The following is a 15,303-nucleotide window of genomic DNA, read 5'->3' on the forward strand; positions in this document are numbered from 1 at the left end:
AATTGACCAATGATCACGCACTTATAAATAAGTGCAGAGATCTTTGTAATCCAACGGACCAAAGTCCGTCAAATTTAAGATGCTCGCGTCCACTGTGTAGTTCTCAAAGTACGGGCGGTACCCCAACTGCCGGCCATTGATGCCAACAGAAAAGGATCCAGAGGAACAGTTCATACCCGGTCTCAACAAACTCGACCAACGATATGTTCCGGTCCCTCAGGACCCAACAGCGTGCACATACAATTCTCTCCGAACCCGAATCCTCCAACTCCCCCGTGTAAACACCGGAAAGCGTACTAACTCGAGAACGACCGTCCTCATACCAATGTCAATGTTCCACCCATGAGCGCCATCCACACCGTTCGGCGTGGCATGACTGGCATCTTTGATCTCCCTGTATACAGAGGAGAGATGCACGTGCTCCTTAGAAAGGAGGTGATCCAGCCGCACCTTCCGGTACGGCTACCTTGTTACGACTTAGTCCTAATCACCGATCCCACCTTCGACAGCTCCTTCCCACAAGGGGTTAGGCCACCGGCTTCGGGTGTTACCGACTTTCATGACTTGACGGGCGGTGTGTACAAGGCCCGGGAACGTATTCACCGCAGCGTTGCTGATCTGCGATTACTAGCGACTCCGACTTCATGAGGTCGAGTTGCAGACCTCAATCCGAACTGAGACCGGCTTTTTGGGATTCGCTCCACCTTACGGTATTGCAGCCCTTTGTACCGGCCATTGTAGCATGCGTGAAGCCCAAGACATAAGGGGCATGATGATTTGACGTCATCCCCACCTTCCTCCGAGTTGACCCCGGCAGTATCCCATGAGTTCCCACCATTACGTGCTGGCAACATAGGACGAGGGTTGCGCTCGTTGCGGGACTTAACCCAACATCTCACGACACGAGCTGACGACAACCATGCACCACCTGTATACCGACCTTGCGGGGCGACTGTTTCCAGCCGTTTCCGGTATATGTCAAGCCTTGGTAAGGTTCTTCGCGTTGCATCGAATTAATCCGCATGCTCCGCCGCTTGTGCGGGCCCCCGTCAATTCCTTTGAGTTTTAGCCTTGCGGCCGTACTCCCCAGGCGGGGAACTTAATGCGTTAGCTGCGACACGGAGACCGTGGAATGGTCCCCACATCTAGTTCCCAACGTTTACGGCATGGACTACCAGGGTATCTAATCCTGTTCGCTCCCCATGCTTTCGCTCCTCAGCGTCAGTTACGGCCCAGAGATCTGCCTTCGCCATTGGTGTTCCTCCTGATATCTGCGCATTCCACCGCTACACCAGGAATTCCAATCTCCCCTACCGCACTCTAGTCTGCCCGTACCCACTGCAGGCCCGAGGTTGAGCCTCGGGTTTTCACAGCAGACGCAACAAACCGCCTACGAGCTCTTTACGCCCAATAATTCCGGACAACGCTTGCACCCTACGTATTACCGCGGCTGCTGGCACGTAGTTAGCCGGTGCTTTTTCTGCAGGTACCGTCACTTCCAGGAAAACCCAGTCACTTCTTCCCTACTAAAAGAGGTTTACAACCCGAAGGCCTTCGTCCCTCACGCGGCGTTGCTGCATCAGGCTTGCGCCCATTGTGCAATATTCCCCACTGCTGCCTCCCGTAGGAGTCTGGGCCGTGTCTCAGTCCCAGTGTGGCCGGTCACCCTCTCAGGCCGGCTACCCGTCGTCGCCTTGGTGAGCCATTACCTCACCAACTAGCTGATAGGCCGCGAGCTCATCCTTGACCAAAATTCTTTCCACCAAGAAAGATGCCTTCCAAGGTCGTATCCGGTATTAGCTACAGTTTCCCGCAGTTATCCCAGAGTCAAGGGCAGATTGCTCACGTGTTACTCACCCGTTCGCCACTGATCAGAGAAGCAAGCTCCTCATCACCGTTCGACTTGCATGTGTTAAGCACGCCGCCAGCGTTCGTCCTGAGCCAGGATCAAACTCTCCGTAAATGTTGAATAGCTCCCCAGTCGAAACCAGGTGCCCATCTAGTGCAGAAACCCGCCGGAATAGGCGAAGAAACTGCAAGTTTGAAACTAGCAAGAACAAATCATTACTGACTTGCTTTTGTTATTTTGCGTGGTCATTAACCACGACTTCAATTGTTATTCCAAAGGAATCTCTTAGCTGCGCACCCGCTAGAAACGGATACAACAACCACGAGGTTTTTGGCATTTGACATTGTGCACGCTGTTGAGTTCTCAAGGATCGGACGCACCCAGCTTCGAACCCTAGTGGGCTATCTCGCTGAGGCAACTTGTCTAACTTAGCCACCCTGCTCGCCGCTGTCAAGTCGAGCGAAACGCACGTTCCAGGCCGCCGAAGCACACCACAAAACCCACGACTCAGACCAGGAAACCAGCGAGATGGAAGACTTACAATTCTAAACCACGAGACAACATTCATACAAGATGAACAACGGCTGTCTTCACGGCGTCGAGATGGTCCCGCATGAGGCCGAAAAGCTAAGCAGCTTTCCGCACCTGTGGGGTGACTTAGAAGACATTACGGCCATTCCCCACACGCCGCAAATCCACACCCATTTACCCACATCCCGGGCGCGCCGCCGCCCCAAACGCCTCCAGCATCCGCTCTCGCAATCGGCGGGAGTGCAGCAAGGTGCGGAACAATGGGGGCGTGACCCAACTTCATGATTTGACCCTGCGCGGTTTCGCTTCTGACAACTACTCCGGCATTCACCCCGAAATTCTCGAGGCGATCGTGCAGGCAAACGGTGCCCACCAGGTTGCCTACGGCGAAGACGTCTATACGGCACGACTACAAGAGGTGTTCGTTGAACAGTTCGGCGAAGGCATAGAGGCCTTCCCCGTCTTCAACGGCACCGGCGCGAACGTGATCGGCCTGCAGTCGATGCTCCCCCGCTGGGGCGCCGTGATCTGCACGTCCAGCGCGCACATCAATTCCGATGAGGGCGGCGCCCCCGAATATGTCGGCGGCTTCAAGCTCTTGCCCGTCGCCACCCTCGACGGCAAGCTCACCCCCGATCTCATCGACCAGGAGGCGTGGGGCTGGGGCGACGAGCACCGCGCCCAACCCCTCGTGGTCTCCATCACCCAGAGCACCGAGCTGGGTACCGTGTACACCGTCGAGGAGGTGCGGGCCATCGCCAACCACGCGCACAAGAACGGCATGACCCTGCACATGGACGGCGCCCGCATCAGCAACGCCGCCGCCGCCCTCGGGGTTCCCGTGCGGGCGTTCACCCGCGATGCCGGCGTCGACGTGCTCAGCTTCGGTGGCACCAAGAACGGCATGATGCTCGGTGAGTGCATTGTGGTGCTCAACCCCGCGGGATCCACTGGCTTGAAGTACCTGCGCAAGACGAACATGCAGCTCTCGTCGAAGATGCGGTTCATCTCGGCGCAGTTTGTTGCCCTGCTGAGCAACGAGCTGTGGCTGCGGAACGCCCGCCACGCCAACGCCATGGCGCGTCGACTGCGGGATGCGCTTGAGGCCGGGGCAGCGGATGGTTCGGTGCCGAACATCGCCTTCACGCAGGCCACGCAGGCCAACGCGGTCTTCGCGCGGCTGCCGCTGGGTGTGGCTGACCGCCTGCGGAAAAGCTTCCGCTTCTATGACTGGGACGAGCAGACCGGCGAGGTGCGCTGGATGTGCGGTTTCGACACGAGTGAGGCAGACATCGACGCCTTCGTGGCCGCCCTCAAGCGCGAGCTGGCCGCCTCGTGAACGCCTTCTCCGACCGGCCGTGGCTCGCCGCCTATGCGCCGGGCGTTCCGCACACGATCAAAGAGCCGACGGAAACGCTCAGCGACATGCTGGAGGCGTCGGTGAAGCGTTATGGTCGGCACGTTGCCCTCGACTTCTTCGGAGCGACGACCAGTTATGAGGAACTCGGCGAAGAGATCAGCCGGGTGGCGAACGGACTACGCAAGCTTGGGGTGACGCCGGGCGACCGGGTTGCCCTTGTACTGCCGAACTGTCCGCAGCATGTTGTGGCCTTCTACGCGGTGCTGCGCCTCGGCGGGATCGTCGTGGAACACAATCCCCTCTATACCAATCGAGAGATGCGCCACCAGTTCGAGGATCACGGTGCGCGCGTGGCCATTGTGTGGGACAAGGTCTACGACAGCGTGCGTTCCTTCCCCAAGGACATGGGTGTCACCGAGGTGGTCACCGTTGACCTCATCCAGGCGATGCCCCTCGGCAAGCGCCTCGCCCTCAAACTGCCCATCAAGAAGGCCAAAGCGGCGCGCGCCGCGCTCACGACGGGCCCCAGCAAGGGTGCGATCCGCTGGGACACCCTGGTCGGTTCCCGGAGGTTGCACCGCTCGCATCCGCGGCCGTCGCTCAGCGACACGGCCGTGCTGCAGTACACGAGCGGCACCACCGGCGCGCCCAAGGGCGCCGTTCTCAGCCACCACAACCTGCGTGCCAACGCCGCCCAGGGCGCCGCGTGGGTTCCAGGGCTGCGTCCCGGAAACGAAACCGTGTACGCCGTGCTGCCCATGTTCCATGCCTATGGGCTCACCCTGTGCCTCACCTTTGCCGTGAGCATGGGCGCCCGGCTCGTGCTGTTCCCCAAGTTCGACGAGAAGCTCGTGCTCGACGCCGCACGCCACGCGCCGCCCACCTTCCTGCCCGCGGTTCCCCCCATCTACGATCGGCTCGTCACGGCTGCTGCGGCTCGCAAAGTGAGCCTTGAGGGCATCCGTTTCGCCATTTCCGGCGCGATGAACCTGCCGGTTTCCGTCGTGGGACGCTGGGAAGACGCCACGGGCGGCCTGCTTGTGGAGGGGTACGGCATGACAGAGGCGTCGCCGATTGCCAGCGGCAACCCGATGGGCCCGAGCCGGCGGCCCGGCACGGTTGGCGTGCCGTTCCCGAGCACCGAGATTCGTGTGGTCGCCCCGTCCGATCCGCTCGTGGACCTGGAATTCGAGGAGGAGGGCGAGCTGTTGCTGCGCGGGCCACAGATCTTCTCCGGGTATTGGGATCGGCCGAGCGAATCTGCGCAGGTGTTGCTGCCGGACGGCTGGTTGCGCACCGGTGACATTGTGCGGGTTTCAGCAGACGGGTTCATTACCGTCGTCGACCGGATGAAGGAACTGATCATTTCGGGTGGTTTCAACGTGGCGCCCTCCGAGGTGGAGGCGGCTCTGCTGAGCCATCCCGACATTGTGGACGCCGCCGTGGTCGGGCTCCCCGGTGCAGTCGGCGGCGAGGACATCGTTGCGGCGGTCGTTCTCGTTGACGGCGCGATGCTCGACGCAGAGGCCGTGCGCGAGTACTGCCGGACCCGGCTGTCCGCCTACAAGATTCCGCGGCGCATCGTGGAGGTGGCCGACCTGCCGCGGTCGCTCATTGGAAAAGTGCTCCGTCGAGAGGTCCGCGCCACGATGATGCGCGGCTGATGAGGGGCCAAACGGATGCCGCGCTCAGGGAATTAGCTCGCGGCATCCGTGGTTGCGCCAGGTGGGTCAGCGTTGCCCCGCACATTCGCCTCTCCGAAGGATCTGCCCCATGAGCCTCATCACCGACACCCACAATCGCCGCGCCGACACCGATGCGCCGCTGATTCCGATTCTTGCCGAGCGTTGGAGCCCCCGTGGCTACGACGCGACCGCCGTCGTTGACGAGGCCGCACTGACGACCGTTCTGGAGGCCGCCCGCTGGTCTCCGTCGGCAAGCAATGTTCAGCCCGCCCGGTTCATCGTGGCCCGTCGTGGCTCGAAGAGCTTTGCCACGATCCATGGCGGCCTCATGGGCTTCAACCAGGCCTGGGCTGACTCGGCCTCCGTGCTCATCGCCAACGTGGCAGAGCTGCCCGTTGACGCGGAGACCAAGCTGGTTACGGAGAGCCCCTGGACGCGCTACGACGTGGGCCAGGCGGTGGCGCACCTCAGCATCCAGGCGCAGCACGAGGGCCTGCACACCCACCAGCTCGGCGGATTCGACGGCGTGGCCCTGTCCGAGGCCTTCGGCCTGGCCGCGAACCAGGTCATCGTGACGATCACGACCCTCGGCGTTCTGGGCGATGCGTCGACGCTCTCGCCCGCTCTGCTCGAGCGCGAGATCGCCCCGCGCACCCGCAAGCCGCTCACCGAGCTGCTGCTCGTCAACGACTAGGGATGCCTACCTCGCAGTGCGTGGCCCACGGAGCAGCAGCGTCGGAATCAACGATCCGATAATGATCACGGCCGTGAGCCACACGAGGTGAACCACGAGCGGGTACGGCCAAAACATCGTCACGCCCACACCCGCAAGCGTGATGACGATCGCCGCGAGGGCCGGCCACCACACGCGCCGCCAGGCAACCACCAGTGCCGCGGCGGGTGCCCAGTAGGCAATTTCGCTTCCCACGCCCCTGGCACGAACCATGTCGGCCGGCGCCTGCAGAAACGGCACAGCGTCGATCCAGGGTCCGAAGAACATCGCCGCGCAGTGGAACACGAGCGCAAGACCACTCACGAAGGCCACGGCGGCCCCAACCTGGCTCACGCGCACCGAACGGCGACGCAGCAGCGGGCGCCCCACCACGAGCCGAACACTTCCGGCGGCGACGGCGAAGGCCAGCAGGCCTCCCCAGAGGAACGGTTGATTCACAGCGATCCTTCCAAGGGGGACTGCGGAGCCCTCATCATTTCCAGCGGTCCTTACGGGCGGAGTAGCACCTTGATGGCGCGACGCTCGTCCATGGCCGCGTAGGCCTCGGCAACTTCGGCAAGCGGAAGCTCCAGGTCGAAGACACGGCCCGGGTTCAGGGCGCCCGAGAGCACCTCCGGCAGCAACTCGTCGACATAGCCGCGAACGGATGCGACGCCGCCGTTGAGCCCCACATTGCGGCCGAACAACGGCCGAATCTCGATCGGGCCGCCGGTGGGCACGCCGACATAGCCGACCATCCCGCCTGGCCTGGCCGACGCGATGGCCTGCTCCATCGACTCCTTGGTTCCGACGCACTCGAGCACGCAGTCAGCGCCGATGCCGTCGAGCAGCTCCTGAACGCGGGCCACTCCCTCGTCTCCGCGGAGGTCCACGATGTCGGTGGCACCGAATTCGCGGGCAACGGCCTGTCGGTCGGCGTGACGCGACATGGCAATGATGCGCGAGGCGCCGAGGCGCTTGCTCGCGAGTACGGCGCAGAGCCCGACGGCTCCGTCACCGACAACGACAACGGTGCTGCCCTGGGTGACACTGGCGGAGACGGCTGCGTGGTGCCCGGTACCCATCACGTCGGCGAGGGTGAGCAGGCTCGGCACGAGTGCGTCGTCGGGCTGCTCGGGGGTCGCCACGAGCGATCCGTCGGCGTGGGGAACGCGCACGCGCTCGCCCTGGGCGCCATCGGCGAAGCCGCCCATGCGGTCATCGGAACCCCACCAGACGCCGTTGAGGCAGGAGGTGCTCACGCCGTTCCGGCAGTTCACGCAGGTGTTGTCACAGTCGTAGAAGGGTGCGATGACGAAGTCGCCCACCTTGATCGTAGAGACTTCTGCGCCGATCTGCTCGACGATTCCCACGAATTCGTGTCCGATACGGTGTGGTTCGTTGGTGGGGGCCACGCCCCGGTAGGGCCACAGGTCCGAACCACAGACACAGGCCGCGACGACGCGCACGATGGCGTCGCCGCCGGTGGACAGCACGGGATCGGGAACCTCTTCGAGGCGCACGTCACGTTCTCCATAAATCACAGTTGCAAGCATGAATTCAACCTAACCCGCGATTCTGTGCTCTTCCGGTGCGCGCCCTGTACGGCTCAGCTCAGGCCGCAAACGCTCAATACACGTCGTCGAGATCGCCGGGTGCGACATCCTCGAGGGCGGCGGCGGCGACTATCAGCGACCCCCCGTCGCCCGCCAGTTCGACCAGCACCCGGTCCCCGTCTCGAATGTCTCCCGCGAGCAGCGCCCGAGCGAGCCGGTCGTCGATCTCCCGTTGCATGAGGCGACGCAGTGGGCGCGCGCCATAGATGGGGTCGTAGCCCTCGTCGGCGAGCCAGCGGCGGGCATCCGGTGTCACGGCGAGCTCGAGACGACGTTCGCCGAGCCGGCGCTGCAAGCGCTCGACGTAGAGCTCGACGATTTCACCGAGCTCCCCGGTGGTGAGAGTCGAGAAGATGACGATGTCGTCGAGTCGGTTGACGAACTCGGGTTTGAAGGCCTGGCGCACCAGCTGCTGCACCGCCTCCTCCTTCTGCTCGGTGGACAGCGCCGGGTCGACAAGAACCTGTGAGCCGAGATTGGAGGTCAGCACGAGGATGCTGTTACGAAAGTCAACCGTGCGGCCCTGGCCATCGGTGAGCCTGCCGTCGTCGAGCACCTGCAGGAGCACGTCGAACACCTCGGGGTGCGCCTTCTCCACCTCGTCAAAGAGGATGACCGAATACGGGCGCCGCCGCACCGCTTCGGTGAGCTGGCCACCCTGCTCGTAACCGACATAGCCGGGAGGCGCCCCGACGAGGCGAGACACCGAGAACTTCTCGCCGTACTCGCTCATGTCAATACGAACCATGGCCTTCTCGTCGTCGAAGAGAAACTCGGCGAGAGCCTTGGCCAGCTCGGTCTTGCCCACACCGGTGGGTCCGAGAAACAGGAAGGATCCGGTGGGACGGTCGGGGTCTGAGATGCCGGCGCGGGAGCGCCGCACGGCGTCGGCCACCGCACGAACGGCGGGCTTCTGCCCGATGAGACGGTGACCGAGTTCCTGCTCGAGGCTCAACAGTTTCTCGGTCTCACCCTGCAGCAACCGGCCCACGGGAATTCCGGTCCACGCGGCGACAACCGCGGCAATGTCTTCGGCGGCGACCTGGTCGTTGACCATGCGTGCGCCGTCGGACTCCTCCAGTTCGGCGGCTCCGAGCTCGCGTTCCATCACCGGAATGTCGCCGTAGAGCAAACGGGAAGCCTTCTCCAGGTTGCCCTCCCGCTGGGCGCGATCGGCGGCGCTGCGGGCAGAGTCCAGCCGTTCCTTGAGCTCGCCGATGCGGTTGAGCGAGGTTCGTTCCTTGTCCCACCGCACCTGCAGGTCGGCCAGGATCTCCCCGCGTTCCACGAGGTCGGCGCGCAGCTTCTGCAGCCGGTCCTTCGAGGCGTCGTCCTTCTCCTTCTTGAGGGCAAGCTCCTCCAGCTTGAGCCGGTCGACGCCGCGTCGCAGCTCGTCGATCTCCACCGGGGAGGAGTCAATCTCCATCCGAAGCCGGCTTGCGGCCTCATCAATGAGGTCGATCGCCTTGTCGGGCAGCTGGCGAGCGGTGATGTACCGATTCGACAGGGATGCCGCGGCCACGAGGGCAGCGTCGGCAATGGTCACCTTATGGTGGGCTTCGTATCGTTCCTTGAGGCCGCGCAGAATGGCGATCGTGTCCTCGACGGAGGGTTCATCCACGAGTACCGGCTGGAAGCGTCGCTCAAGCGCGGCATCCTTTTCAATGAATTCTCGGTACTCATTGAGTGTTGTGGCGCCAATGAGGCGCAGTTCGCCGCGGGCAAGCATGGGCTTGAGCATGTTGGAGGCGGCCACTGACCCCTCGCCACCTCCCGCACCCATAAGAGTGTGCAGCTCGTCGACGAAGGTGATGATCTGGCCGTCGGCGTCGTTGATCTCCTTCAACACAGCCTTGAGCCGCTCCTCAAACTCACCGCGGTATTTGGCTCCGGCCACGAGGGCGGCGAGATCGAGGGACACGAGCTGCTTACCCTTGAGGGAATCAGCGACGTCGCCGGCCACGATGCGTTGGGCCAGGCCTTCCACCACGGCGGTCTTGCCCACGCCGGGTTCGCCGATCAGCACGGGATTGTTCTTGGTACGGCGGGTGAGCACCTGACTGATGCGGCGGATCTCGGCGTCGCGGCCGATCACCGGGTCGAGCTTGCCGCTTTTGGCGATCTCGGTGAGGTTGACCCCGTAGAGTTCCAACGCCGTCTTGGCTTTTTCCTGTGACGGTTGCTGTCCGGCTTGCATCGCGGTTCCTCCCGAGTTGCGGCGAATTCGCTCAACTGTATCCCTCCCCCCACGACCTCACCACCCCCTGCCGCTTGCACACGATGCCGCCGAGCGGCGATGCAGGCCAAAGGTGAGAGAATGGAGGTTGGCCCAAAGACTGGAGTCCCTCTTACCTATGGCGCATACCCTCAGCACACACGAGATTGCACGACTCGTCGGCAGCCAGTCGTTTTCGCGCGGCGAACGCTACGCCCGCAACGGCCATGTCACGTCCAGGTCCTGGTTCGGCAACGGTACCCAGCTGTTCGGCAATGTGCAGGGCTCGAACCCCGAGCCCTATTCCGTGACCGTGTCGTTCACGCTCAGCTCCACGGGCGCCGTACTGCGGGCATCCGGTGTGTGCACCTGCCCCATGAAAACCAATTGCAAGCACGTGGCCGCGTTGCTCATTACGAGCGCAAGCGCGCCGGATGCCAGCCAGCCGCCACGCGGAACCGGGCGTGCACTGGGCGACAGGCGGATGCCCGTGTTTGAGTCGACCCCGGAGCCTCCGGCTCCCCCCGCCTGGCAGACCGCGCTCGGAGCGATCACCCGCCAGCGCGACGACGAGTCCACCGCAACCGCGCTGGCGCTGCAGTTCGATCTGCTGGAGCCTGCCCACGCCACACGCTTCACCGCCAGCCGTGGTCCGCAGCCGCAACGACTCGGCGCCCGCCCCATGGTGATGGGCAAGAAGAGCAAGTGGATTCGCGGCAACATCACCTGGGACAATCTCTCGTACTTGCCGGGTTCGTTCGTCCCTGAGCACCGCAAGATTCTCAGCGCCATCTATGCCCTGTATTCGGCCGGTTCGCGGTTTTACACCTACGCAGACCAGTGGATCCACCTCGACGGTTTCGCGAACCGTGCGCTCTGGGAGCTGCTCGGGGAGGCGCAGGCGAGCGGCCTCCCGCTCGTTTCCACCAACGCCACCCAGTCCGCCGTTGTCTTGAGCACAGCGGATGCCGCGCTTGAGCTCGACATCAACCGCACCGATGCGGGCCTGACGCTCACTCCCCTGGTTGAGCTCGACACCATGCGACTGCAACGCCGCGAATTCGGTTTCATTGGGGAGCCGGCCCACGGAATCTTCACCTGGTCGAACGCTGTCGACCTCGATGACGACACCGTGACGAACCTCACCCTGGCGCCACTCGCGCACCGGGTGAGCGCCGAGATGCGCGCTCTCGCCACGGCCCAGGACCCACTGCTGATTCCGGTGGCCGATGAACCGGCCTTTGTTGCCGACTACTACCCGACCCTGCGACAGCAGCTCACGCTCACGAGCCACGACGGGTCATTCACGCTGCCGGAGAGCCCGCGTGCGGTGCTCTCCCTCGACGTCACCCACCAGGCCGGCCACCGCGTTGAACTGCTCTGGCAGTGGCGCTACCTCGAGGCCGCTGACGGCACCGAAACCCCTGAACCGGATGCCGACACGGCGCACGATCTGGAGCGCTATCGCCTGGGTCTGTGGCGGTCCCCGAGCGACACCGGGTACCGCGATGACGCCGCCGAGGCAGCAATTCTCCAGGGCCTCGGCTCTGCCCTCTCCGCCTTCCCGACACTGGCTCCGGAGTACCGCGGCCACCCGCGGTTGAACGCGCGCTCCAGCCTTGAGGGCTCGGCCATGATCACGTTCCTCGACACGTTGCTTCCCGCCCTGCGTGCCCTCCCGGACCTGCGCGTCTCCGTGGCCGAAGGCGCGCCGAGTTACCGGGAGGCCGACGAGGCGCCCGTGATCAGCCTCGCCACGAGCGCCCGCGCCGACAGTCACGACTGGTTCAACCTCGACGTCACCGTGAGCATCGACGGCGAGGAGATTCCGTACGACGAGCTGTTCCGCGCGCTCGCCTCCGAGCAGGAACTCATGATCCTGGCCACCGGCACCTATTTCAACCTCGACCGGCCCGAACTGCACCAGTTGCGCCACCTCATCGAGGAAGCCCGCGGCCTGCAGGACGTCTCCTCCGATTCGCTCGGACTGAGCCGGTTCCAGGCCGACCTCTGGGAAGAACTGCAGCAACTCGGCGTCGTCGCCCAGCAGGCGGCGACCTGGCGCAGTGCCATCGCCGGCCTGACGGATGCCACCCAGATCGACGAGCGCCCGCTCTCGCCGCTCGTGCACGCCACGTTGCGCGGCTACCAGCAGGCCGGTTTCGACTGGCTCAGTTTTCTCTACGACCACGGCCTCGGCGGCGTTCTCGCCGACGACATGGGCCTTGGAAAGACCCTGCAGGCCATTGCTCTCATTGCCCACGCCCGCGACACTCATGCCGAGGACGCCGGACCCAGGTCCCCGTTCCTCGTGGTCGCTCCCACGAGCGTGGTCTCGAACTGGGCCACGGAGTGCGCACGCTTCGCACCGGGGCTCACCGTGGCCACGGTGAGCCAAACGGCCGGCAAGCGCGGCGAGACCCTGGAGTCCCTGAGCCAGGGCGCGGACGTCGTGATCACGAGTTACACGCTGTTCCGGCTCGACTTTGACGAGTACAACGGCCTCCGCTGGGCGGGGCTGCTGCTCGACGAGGCCCAGTTCGTGAAAAACCACCAGGCGAAGGCGCACCAGTGCGCCAGGCGCCTCAACACTCCGTTCAAGCTCGCCATCACCGGTACCCCCATGGAGAACAACCTCATGGAGCTGTGGTCACTGCTGTCGATCACGGCGCCCGGGCTCTTCCCGAGCCCGAGCCGTTTCACGGACTACTACCGCAAACCGATCGAGACCGACGGGGATAGTGAGCGGCTCGGGCAGCTGCGCCGGCGCATCCGCCCGTTCATGCTGCGTCGTACCAAGGACCAGGTGGCCGGCGACCTGCCCGAGAAGCAGGAGCAGGTGCTCGAACTCGACCTACACCCCAGGCACCGCAAGGTCTACGACATGCACCTAGCCCGGGAGCGCCAGAAGGTACTCGGGCTCATCGACAACATGAACGCGAATCGGTTCGAGATTTTTCGTTCGCTCACCATGCTGCGCCAGCTGAGCCTCGATGCGAGCCTGTATGACAAGAAGTACGACAGCATTCCGTCGACCAAACTCGACGCCCTGCTCGAGCTGCTTGAAGACACCGTGGCCGAGGGGCACCGCACTCTGATTTTCAGCCAGTTCACCCAGTACCTCGGCAAGGCGCGTGACCGGCTCGACGCGGCGGGGATCAGCTACTCGTACCTCGACGGCAAGACGCGCAACCGGGCCAAGGCGATCAGCGATTTCAAGGACGGCGACACCTCGGTGTTCCTGATCAGTCTCAAGGCCGGTGGGTTCGGCCTCAACCTCACCGAAGCGGACTACGTCATTCTTCTCGACCCGTGGTGGAACCCGGCGACCGAGGCGCAGGCCGTTGACCGGGTGCACCGCATCGGCCAGACCAAGCACGTGATGGTCTACCGGCTGGTATCGAAGGACACCATCGAGGAGAAGGTGATGGCGCTCAAGGCCACGAAGGCTCGCCTGTTCGAGAGCGTGATGACGGATGGCGCCGCTCGCGCGACCGCCCTGACGGCCTCGGATATTCGCGAGTTGCTCGCCTGACGGTCGTTGCGGGGCTGACCCCACCGCTGAGGCACAATAGGAGGGTGACTTCCACGACCACTTTCGCCCTCATCCGCCACGGCCAGACCGACTGGAACGCGGCACTGCGCATCCAGGGCGCCACCGACATCCCCCTGAACGACGTGGGGCGCGGCCAGGCAACGGATGCCGTGGCGCCCCTCTCCGCCTTCGAGTGGGACTTCGTGGTGTCGAGCCCACTCTCGCGAGCGGCCGAAACGGCCGACCTCATTGCCGCCGATCTCGACCTCGCGGTGAAGCACCGCATCCCGGGCCTGATAGAACGTAACTACGGTCCGGCCGAGGGGCTGACGGCCGGCGAGGAGCTCGAGGCGCTGCGCTTTCCCGGCGGGTTCCACGGCGCCGAAACCGAATCCCGCGTCGCCGAGCGCGGCATCAATGCCCTGCGGCAGCTGGCGCACGAGCACCCGGGTGCCCGCATCATCGTGGTGAGCCACGGCACCCTCATCCGCTTGAGCCTCGAACGGGTGCTGGAGCGATCAGTCGGCAGCATCGGCAATGCTTCGCTCAACCTCGTGCACCACCACCCTGCCGGCTGGAAGCTCGACATCTTGAACGGCCAGACACCGCCCGAGTAGCGCCCCCGGGGCAGGGTTACCGCCGGGTGGAGACCGTCACCGTGAACTTGGTGTTGCGGCCCACCTGGCGGGTGGGTCCCACGATGCGGGTGAGTTCCGGGCGGTAGCCGAGGTGCGTGTTCCATACCGCCCACAGCTCTCCGCCGGGACTGAGCACGCGCGCGGCGTCGGCGAACAGCTTGAGCGCAATTCCCGCGTGCACCGAAGACCCGATGTGGAACGGCGGGTTGATCAGAATGAGCTCCGCGGAGTCCTCCGCGCGGCTGCTGAGGGCGTCGTCGCGTACCACGGTGACGCGCTCGGCGAGAGCGTTGGCGTCCATGGTGGCGCGAGCGGATGCCACGGCCGCGGACGACTGGTCACTCGCGATCACGCGCAGTCGCGGACGTTGCAGGGCGAGGGCGGCGGCGAGTACACCGGTGCCGCAGCCGAGGTCGATCGCGGATTCGGCATCCGGCTTCATCCGATCGAGCACGTCGAGCAGTGCCCGGGTGCCAATGTCGACGCTCGTGCCGGCGAACGCTGCGCCATGTGCACGCACGGTGAGGCCGAGGTCGTCGTGCGTTTCGGAGTGCGGCCAGTCGGATGCGCCGGTTGCGATCGGTGACGTTGCAATGAGCACCCGCGACTTCTGGCGCGCCGGCGTCACGTTGAGGGCGCCGAAGTGGCGGCGCAGCACCTCATTCATGCTCACCGACATGTGCTTGATCCGGCCACCAGCGAAGACGAGGACGTCGGGCGCGGCGTAGCGGGCAATGGCGCCGGCGATCTCGTCAAGTTCGCCGAGGCTGCGGGGAATCTGCAGCAGCACGACGCGCGCGCCGGCCAGGAGTTCTTCACCGAGTGGGAGCGAGCGGTAGGAGTCGTCGAGACCGAAGGTGGAGGCGTTGCGCTCAAGGGCATGCTCGCCCGACAGGGCGTCCTGGTAGACGCGAAGCTTGCGGGCGCCGTGCAGGGCAGCGGCTCCCAGGGTGAGGGCGCCGTAGCGGTCCTCGAGAACGACAACGTTTCCGCTGCCGGCGCCGGCGAGTGCGCCGGCCGCTTCGTCGAGGATGAGCCGGTCACTCGCGTCGACCGCGAAGAGGTTGTCGGCTTCGACATCCGGTTTGCGGCTCAGTCGATCGAAGTCGAAATCGGTTGGTGACGCGGAGTGCGCCTGCTTGCGTGTGCCCGATTCGGACAT

The 15,303-nt window shown here is 64.3% G+C and carries 9 protein-coding genes and 1 rRNA gene; 5 read left to right on the forward strand and 5 right to left on the reverse strand.

Annotated elements, in window-relative coordinates:
- Positions 1–428: 428 nt before the first annotated feature.
- Positions 429–1,963: ribosomal RNA gene (locus EDD25_RS08945) — 16S ribosomal RNA — on the reverse strand.
- A gap of 685 nt (positions 1,964–2,648) precedes the next feature.
- On the opposite strand from EDD25_RS08945, the gene EDD25_RS08950 reads away from it, so the two are divergent.
- The 3 genes from EDD25_RS08950 (at position 2,649) to EDD25_RS08960 (ending at position 6,119) form a co-directional block, all read left to right on the forward strand.
- Entirely contained in the window at positions 2,649–3,719 is a 1,071-nt protein-coding gene (locus EDD25_RS08950) for a threonine aldolase family protein (RefSeq protein WP_134172965.1), read from the forward strand.
- Positions 3,716–5,404 (forward strand): long-chain-fatty-acid--CoA ligase, encoded by a 1,689-nt coding sequence (locus EDD25_RS08955; protein WP_134172966.1) that lies wholly within the window; start codon positions 3,716–3,718, stop codon positions 5,402–5,404. The genes EDD25_RS08950 and EDD25_RS08955 overlap by 4 nt, the downstream gene beginning before the upstream one ends.
- A 109-nt stretch (positions 5,405–5,513) precedes the next feature.
- Complete coding sequence (locus EDD25_RS08960; protein ID WP_134172967.1) at positions 5,514–6,119, forward strand: nitroreductase family protein; 606 nt, start codon at positions 5,514–5,516, stop codon at positions 6,117–6,119.
- 6 nt (positions 6,120–6,125) lie between these two features.
- Here the strand turns inward: EDD25_RS08960 and EDD25_RS08965 are convergent, their stop codons facing one another.
- The 3 genes from EDD25_RS08965 to EDD25_RS08975 all read right to left on the reverse strand — a co-directional run bounded on the left by EDD25_RS08965 (position 6,126) and on the right by EDD25_RS08975 (position 9,950).
- Positions 6,126–6,596, reverse strand: coding sequence for a hypothetical protein (locus tag EDD25_RS08965; protein WP_134172968.1), 471 nt, complete (start codon positions 6,594–6,596; stop codon positions 6,126–6,128).
- A gap of 50 nt (positions 6,597–6,646) precedes the next feature.
- Positions 6,647–7,693: a zinc-dependent alcohol dehydrogenase family protein gene (locus EDD25_RS08970; RefSeq protein ID WP_134172969.1), complete on the reverse strand. Its 1,047-nt coding sequence runs from the start codon at positions 7,691–7,693 to the stop codon at positions 6,647–6,649.
- A 73-nt stretch (positions 7,694–7,766) separates the two neighbouring features.
- A complete protein-coding gene (locus tag EDD25_RS08975) occupies positions 7,767–9,950 on the reverse strand; it encodes an ATP-dependent Clp protease ATP-binding subunit (protein ID WP_134172970.1) in 2,184 nt (727 codons plus the stop codon).
- A 157-nt stretch (positions 9,951–10,107) separates the two neighbouring features.
- Here EDD25_RS08975 and EDD25_RS08980 point away from each other — a divergent pair, with 157 nt between their 5' ends.
- Complete coding sequence (locus EDD25_RS08980) at positions 10,108–13,503, forward strand: DEAD/DEAH box helicase (protein WP_134172971.1); 3,396 nt, start codon at positions 10,108–10,110, stop codon at positions 13,501–13,503.
- 44 nt (positions 13,504–13,547) lie between these two features.
- On the forward strand, positions 13,548–14,120 hold the full coding sequence (locus tag EDD25_RS08985; protein ID WP_134172972.1) for a histidine phosphatase family protein: 573 nt from the start codon (positions 13,548–13,550) through the stop codon (positions 14,118–14,120).
- A gap of 16 nt (positions 14,121–14,136) precedes the next feature.
- On the opposite strand, the gene EDD25_RS08990 is transcribed toward EDD25_RS08985, so the two are convergent.
- Positions 14,137–15,303 carry a class I SAM-dependent methyltransferase gene (locus EDD25_RS08990; protein ID WP_134172973.1) on the reverse strand — a complete coding sequence of 389 codons (1,167 nt, stop codon included), beginning with the start codon at positions 15,301–15,303 and terminating at the stop codon, positions 14,137–14,139.

This window comes from Cryobacterium psychrophilum (genome assembly GCF_004365915.1).
Lineage (GTDB): Bacteria > Actinomycetota > Actinomycetes > Actinomycetales > Microbacteriaceae > Cryobacterium > Cryobacterium psychrophilum.

Excerpts from the sequence above, each read along its gene's own strand:
- EDD25_RS08960 (WP_134172967.1), top strand. The coding sequence starts at position 5,514 with ATGAGCCTCATCACCGACACCCACAATCGCCGCGCCGACACCGATGCG.
- EDD25_RS08970 (WP_134172969.1), bottom strand. The coding sequence starts at position 7,693 with ATGCTTGCAACTGTGATTTATGGAGAACGTGACGTGCGCCTCGAAGAG.
- EDD25_RS08975 (WP_134172970.1), bottom strand. The coding sequence starts at position 9,950 with ATGCAAGCCGGACAGCAACCGTCACAGGAAAAAGCCAAGACGGCGTTG.
- EDD25_RS08980 (WP_134172971.1), top strand. The coding sequence starts at position 10,108 with ATGGCGCATACCCTCAGCACACACGAGATTGCACGACTCGTCGGCAGC.
- EDD25_RS08990 (WP_134172973.1), bottom strand. The coding sequence starts at position 15,303 with ATGTCCGAATCGGGCACACGCAAGCAGGCGCACTCCGCGTCACCAACC.